The organism is Bellilinea sp. (genome assembly GCF_053501535.1).
Map to the genome: position 1 here is coordinate 1 of NZ_JBRCOK010000125.1, position 5,773 is coordinate 5,773.

The 5,773-nt window shown below is 50.6% G+C and carries 6 protein-coding genes; 5 read left to right on the top strand and 1 reads right to left on the bottom strand.

Translation table 11 applies throughout. The features are described 5' to 3' along the window. The coding region (locus ACWIZX_RS11910) for a BglG family transcription antiterminator (RefSeq protein WP_448335931.1) at window positions 1-1,415 on the bottom strand (1,415 nt) is incomplete at its 3' end. A 502-nt stretch (window positions 1,416-1,917) separates the two neighbouring features. Here ACWIZX_RS11910 and ACWIZX_RS11915 point away from each other — a divergent pair. From ACWIZX_RS11915 to ACWIZX_RS11935, 5 genes are all read left to right on the top strand, one after another. Continuing rightward, window positions 1,918-2,373 carry a PTS sugar transporter subunit IIA gene (locus tag ACWIZX_RS11915; RefSeq protein ID WP_448335932.1) on the top strand — a complete coding sequence of 152 codons (456 nt, stop codon included), beginning with the start codon at window positions 1,918-1,920 and terminating at the stop codon, window positions 2,371-2,373. Window positions 2,374-2,416: 43 nt separating this feature from the next. Continuing rightward, entirely contained in the window at window positions 2,417-3,562 is a 1,146-nt protein-coding gene (locus ACWIZX_RS11920; RefSeq protein WP_448335933.1) for a pyridoxal phosphate-dependent aminotransferase, read from the top strand. A gap of 3 nt (window positions 3,563-3,565) precedes the next feature. Then, entirely contained in the window at window positions 3,566-3,868 is a 303-nt protein-coding gene (locus ACWIZX_RS11925) for a PTS sugar transporter subunit IIB (protein WP_448335934.1), read from the top strand. Between the two features lie 119 nt (window positions 3,869-3,987). Further along, window positions 3,988-5,379 (top strand): PTS transporter subunit IIC, encoded by a 1,392-nt coding sequence (locus ACWIZX_RS11930; RefSeq protein WP_448335935.1) that lies wholly within the window; start codon window positions 3,988-3,990, stop codon window positions 5,377-5,379. 204 nt (window positions 5,380-5,583) lie between these two features. Next, a partial coding sequence (locus tag ACWIZX_RS11935) for a GntR family transcriptional regulator (protein ID WP_448335936.1) occupies window positions 5,584-5,773 on the top strand: 190 nt, incomplete at its 3' end.

Consider the following 5,773-nt stretch of genomic DNA (forward strand, 5'->3'; position numbering starts at 1 on the left):
GTACTAAACCCGTTGACGATTCCGATCACCTTCAAGTTGGGAAATTCTCTTTCCAGGCGTGAGCGCAACAGGGAGACCTTGGCGCGTATTCCATCCCCCACCAGTACCACCGCAATTTTGTTGCGGTCTTTGATGTTCAAGCGGTTCAATGCCGAAAGCAAATACATGGCAACGTAGGCGGTTTCTTCCGGGGGAAAGGATAAATTCAGTACTTTTTCAATTTCATTCAGGCTCTGCTGCGCCGTCAAAAATATTTCCGGGAACAATTGCCGTATTTGCGGCAGGTTTTCGTTCAAAATAGGCAGGTGGTAACGGATACGGTAAAGTACCGGCTCCAGATGGCGCGTCAGTTCTGCAAACAATTCCTCGTCCAGCAGCAAAAGCGGATGCAGTCGCCGGGCACAGGTAGAGATAATATTTTTTGCACAGGCAGCGCCGGCGGGATACAGTGCTTCCAAATCCGTCCGGCTGGTCTGACCGCTTAAGTCCAGAGAGGGCGCGTTCCATTTTGCACCACACAGACAGGCTGCCAGCAGCCCAACCTCTGCCGGGCTGGCAGAGATATGATGCCTGGCTCTCAGGTCGCCAAAAACAGCAGCAGCAACTTCGTAATACAGGTTTCTCTCGACTGAAATGGTTTCTTCAGCGGGGATTGACCGGCCTTCTTGCAGGCATACAATGCTGATTGCCAGATATACCAGTGTTTCAACTTTGGAATACAACGACATGGAGCGGCCGATCATGTTCTCAATGCGGACAACCTCAACATGAGCGGTTTTCAGTGGGAGACTGCGTAAAAAATTTTCCAATTGCGGGGGGATAGATTTGTCTCCGCCGGGTTCATCCGGGTGCATCTTCCACAACAGATACCACTTTCGATCACCCAGCTCTTCGCGAATCAGGTTGAGCAGGGCAAATCGGCGTGCTGCTTCGCTTCCTTGAATGAAAACCCCGCGGTTTGGCAGTCGTCTTAACTGAATCGAAAAAAGCTTCAACCATTCCCCCATGTCTTCAATATCATTGACAATCGTCGAACGGGAAACGCTTCCCATTTCGGCGAGCTGTTGATAGGTGAGCGGAGCGGAGGAGGTCAACAATCCGAATAAAAGAAGATGCTGACGCTGCGTGCGCGAGAAAACCAGATTTTCTTCCTGAGATTGTTCAAACAGCGCCATCAGCCGTTTACGCTGGGCGCGGTTAGCCTCGATTTCAATCCCAAATCCCGGACGGACGCGAACGGGAATACCTTCGTTGCGCAGCCAGGCGCGCACGGTATCCAGGTTGTAGCGGATAACCCGCGCCGTTAGACCGCAGTGCTTGGCAAGCTGCTCAATGGTCAGCCTGCCGTCACTTTGCAGCAAGGCATAAATGATACTGCGCTGGCGGGGGTTGATATTGATCTTTAAACCGGGCATAGGTGGTTGGGATAATTAAACTAATTTTGTATTAACTAACTTTTTGCGAATTTCGGCAGATTATAGCCTAAAGGCAGGCCTACCGCAAGCGGAATCGTCCGGTTCGTCAAATTTCTCTATTGGAAAGTTGAATTCCAGTGGCTTCCAATACCGGATAAGCAATAATTGCTCTCGAGCCGTTCTGGCTTTTTTTATTTTATTTTGGCTGGCATGAAATCGAAAAATATTTGTCTGAACAGATTCATCCTGTGGTGATTGTCTGGTTAGGACTGGTATGTCCATAAACCTTTTGAACAGGCGTGTGAGCAAGTGATTGGAGGCAAATTTCATTGAAATGATCTAATTTTGTCATAAGTTGTATTTACAAAAGCCAATGAAACAAATCGACCTGCTTTTTTCTATAATCAAAAACAGCAATCCCAGACGGGCTGAACGCTGACGGATCAGTGCCTGAACCCCCCAATTCAAAGTCGCGAAAAATTTACATTTCTGAGGTGATCTATTGCTATCTATTCTCAATTCTCTCCAAATTGCCCGCTTTGACCAGTCCATGGATCGGCGCACGCTGTTGAAAGAATTGGCTGAAATTGCCCTTCGGGAAGGCTGGGCTAAAGAAGGCTTTGAACAAGCGTTGCTGGAACGAGAGGAGAAATACCCCACGGGAATTCATGCGGCAGGGAGTGGTATTGCCATTCCCCATGCAGATGCCGAATGGACGTTGGTGCCCGGCATGATCGTGGCGGTTTTGAAACAACCGGTTCTCTTTGAGCCTATGGGAGGTCAGGATGGTGAGGTGCAGGTTCAGATCGTCTTCTTGCTGCTGATCGCCAATCCAGATGATCATATGGCATTCCTGTCGGCGCTGGCGGATTTCATCTCGGATGGCGAAAAACTTGCTCGGCTGCGGCAAGAGGAGGATTTGGTCTCTCTCATTGACCACTTAAAACGAATGGATTGAGCAACATCGGTCATTTACTATCTTCACAGCAAAGGAAAAAACAATGGACGTCTCAAAATTTATCAGTAAAGCATCCAAAGTTGGAGAAATTTACAACCTTCATCATTTTCGGCTGGGGTGGCAGAAGCCGCAATACCGCCGGTTGATGGGCAACGAACTGGTTTATCCGCCTTCTCCAAAGGTGGTTGAAGCTGTGCGTCAGATTGCCGGTCAACTCAATTACTACCCCGAAGATCCCTATACCGACGTAGAACTACGCGCCAAATTAGCCGAGTATGTTGGGCTGCCCGGCAGGGCGGATTGGATTACTTGCGGCAACGGCTCGATGGAAGTCATTGACCTGCTTTATAAGGCTTTTCTGGATGAAGGCGATGAAATTCTCATCTCCACGCCGGATTATTCCCCTTATACCCGCCGCGTGCCGCTTTACGGCGCGACGGTGGTCAGTGTTCTGCCGGTTGATCAGGATTTTAATTACACCCTTGAAAGTTTTACCTCGAAGATTACCCCTAAAACCAAAATGGCGCTCATTTCCCGTCCCAATAACCCGGATGGGCATCAAATCAGCCGCGAGCTGGTGCGCGGCCTGTGTGAAACAGGTATTCTGGTCGCCATTGATGAGGCTTACTTTGAATTTGGTGACAGTCCGGTGGAAGATTTGTTGGACGAATATCCCAATCTGATTATCAGTCACACCTTTTCCAAGGCAATGGGTCTGGCAGGGATTCGCTTGGGCTGGATTGTTGCCCGCCCGGAACTGATTGAGGCGGTCAACCGCGTGCGCACCCCGCTCAACATTGGACTGGTGACCAAAGTCGCTGCCATTGCAGCTATCGAGGATGCCGACTACATCCGCGAAAATGTACGCAAAGTCAAGGAAGATCGGGAATTTCTTTTCAACGAGCTCAAGAAATTCCCCGGTTTTTATCCCATTCCTTCTCAGGCAAATTTTGTCATGATCCGGGTAGATAACGGCTTTAAAGCCAGTCATATTTATGAATATCTGCTTAGCAAGGGCTACATTACCCGCAGTTTTGTGAATGCGCGCGGTTTACCCGGCGATCAATACTTCCGCATCACCATTGGGACGCACGAGGATGTTGTGGGTGTGCTGAACGAACTTCGAAAGTATTTTGAGGAAAATTCCCTTCCACTCCAATCAACCACTATCTCAGAAAGGATGTCATAAACGATGAGTCGAGCAGCTGTGATTCTGGTCATGTGCGGATCTTCCATTGCCACTTCTACGCTGGCAGCAGTGAAAATTGAAGAAGAAGCCAGGAAGCGTAATGTGGCGGTGGTGGTAAAGAAAGGTAAAGTAGCCGATGCCGATGTGCTGCTGCAGTCCACCAAGGCCGATATTATCGTGGCAACGGCAGTGCTTCCGCCGCGCGATGATGTGCCGGTTTTCAATGGTGTGCCGCTGTTGACCGGTATTGGTCAAAAAGAATTATTTGATCAGATTTTCGAAGCCGTTGCCAAAATCAAGGATTAATCATCGTTTTGGGAGTGGCACAGAAGGAGGAGAGCGCGGGAAGAAACAGTACTGCCTGTTCACAAATCGGTTTGAACTTGTCGTAAATCTCATTTTTTACAAGGAAGGAATTTGGGAAGATGGACGGATTTTTTAACACCATTCAAACTTTGCTCGAGCCGGTCGTCAACCTGGGCGCATTGTTCATGATTTTTGTAGTCTTCTCGCTGATTGGGTTGATTGTCCGGTTGGGGCCGGTGCGCGCCATTCGCAACGGTTTGATGATCTCGGTCGGATTTCAGGGCGTGTATATCATTGTGGACTTCTTTCTTGCCGGGGTTGGGCCGGCGGCAACCGCGCTGACCGAGCGGTTCGGAGGCGTGTTCACCTATACCGATATTGGGTGGGGTGCCTATGCCGCCTTTGCTTTCGGCCATCCGATTGCCTACGCGGTGATTGCCATCAGCCTGGCGGTCAACTTGCTGCTGATTGTGACCAACCTGACCGATACCCTGAATCTAAATATCTGGGACACCTGGGAAGCCACCATCTGCGCGCTGATCATGCTTGCGTTGACCAACAATGTGCTGGCTTCTTTGATTGTGGCAGCCGGCTGGTGCTGGGTCAATCTCATGGTCACCGACTGGTACGCCAACAAGGGTTACCCGGAAAAGTTCTACGGTTTCAAGAACATTGCCTTTTATCAGGGTTTCAATGTGTGGTGGGGCATGTTTGCCCATGCGGTTTCTTCCCTTCTCGATAAACTGCCCTTTACTTCGTCTGCAAAATTCACTCCCGAATACGTCCAAAAGAAATTCGGCGCGATTGGTGAACCGGCTGTGCTGGGCGGTATCATCGGCTTGCTAATGGGTATTGGTGCCGGTTTCTGGTGGGGCGATATTGTCATGCTGATGATCAAACTGGCTACCGCGCTTGTGCTGCTGCCGATGATGTCGGGTATCGTCATGCAGGCACTCGTGCCGGTTTCGGAAGCGGCGGCGGCCTTTATGCAGGCGCGTACCAAAGGTAAGCAGCTGTTCATCGGCGTTGATCCGGCAATTGCGGTAGGGCACACCTCGGTGTTGGCAACCACAGCCTTGATGGTGCCGGTGATGATTGCCTGGGCGTTCATCATTCCGGGTACATTGAGCGTTCCGCTGGCGGACTTGCCTGCGCTCCTGTTCTTCTGGGTATTTGCCGCGGCGCCCAATAAGGGAGATATGCTGCGCACCTTCATTACCACGATTTTGATGGGTGGACTTGCGACCATAACCGGTATCTTTGTCGCCCCGTGGGCGGATGCAGTTGCCAAATTGCAGGGCGTGGAAGGGGTGACGGGTGCAACTTCAACCTTCCTTTACTTCTGTCAGGACATGCTGGTGACCGGCTTCCTGGGTGAGAACTTCAACACGATTGGGGTTGGCGGTGTTCTTGCCGCGATGGTCGTGATAGCAGCTATTGGAACAGCCTTCCGCCTGCGCTACAACGTACAAAAGCGCCGCTCCGCAGCGCTGGCGGCAACGGCTGATTAATTTGCTGACCCGTCGTTGAATTTATCGGTTGCCAGAAACGGGTCTCTCCTTTCAAGGCAGGCTCACTCGAATCCCCGGGTGAGCCTGCCGGTTTACCACCCGGAATGCTGATCAATTTGGCTTTTTTGTGAAATTCACCCTTGAAGTTTACCGAAAACGGATGTACAATTTGCTTATCTAGTTCTCTAGTTAACTAAATAAGCCATGGACCCTTTTCCCCTCCCGCTCGTCATTCAGCGGGACAGCGCCATCCCCATCTACCGCCAGCTCAGTTCTGCCATCCTTAAAGCCATAAAGGATGGTCAGCTTCAGCCCAATCAGCAGCTGCCCTCTGAGAATGAATTTGCCCGCCAGTTCGGCATTGTGCCGATGACCGTTCGTCAGGCGATGAACG

Coding starts and splice junctions, on each gene's coding strand:
- ACWIZX_RS11930 (WP_448335935.1), top strand. CDS start 3,988: ATGGACGGATTTTTTAACACCATTCAAACTTTGCTCGAGCCGGTCGTC.
- ACWIZX_RS11920 (WP_448335933.1), top strand. CDS start 2,417: ATGGACGTCTCAAAATTTATCAGTAAAGCATCCAAAGTTGGAGAAATT.
- ACWIZX_RS11925 (WP_448335934.1), top strand. CDS start 3,566: ATGAGTCGAGCAGCTGTGATTCTGGTCATGTGCGGATCTTCCATTGCC.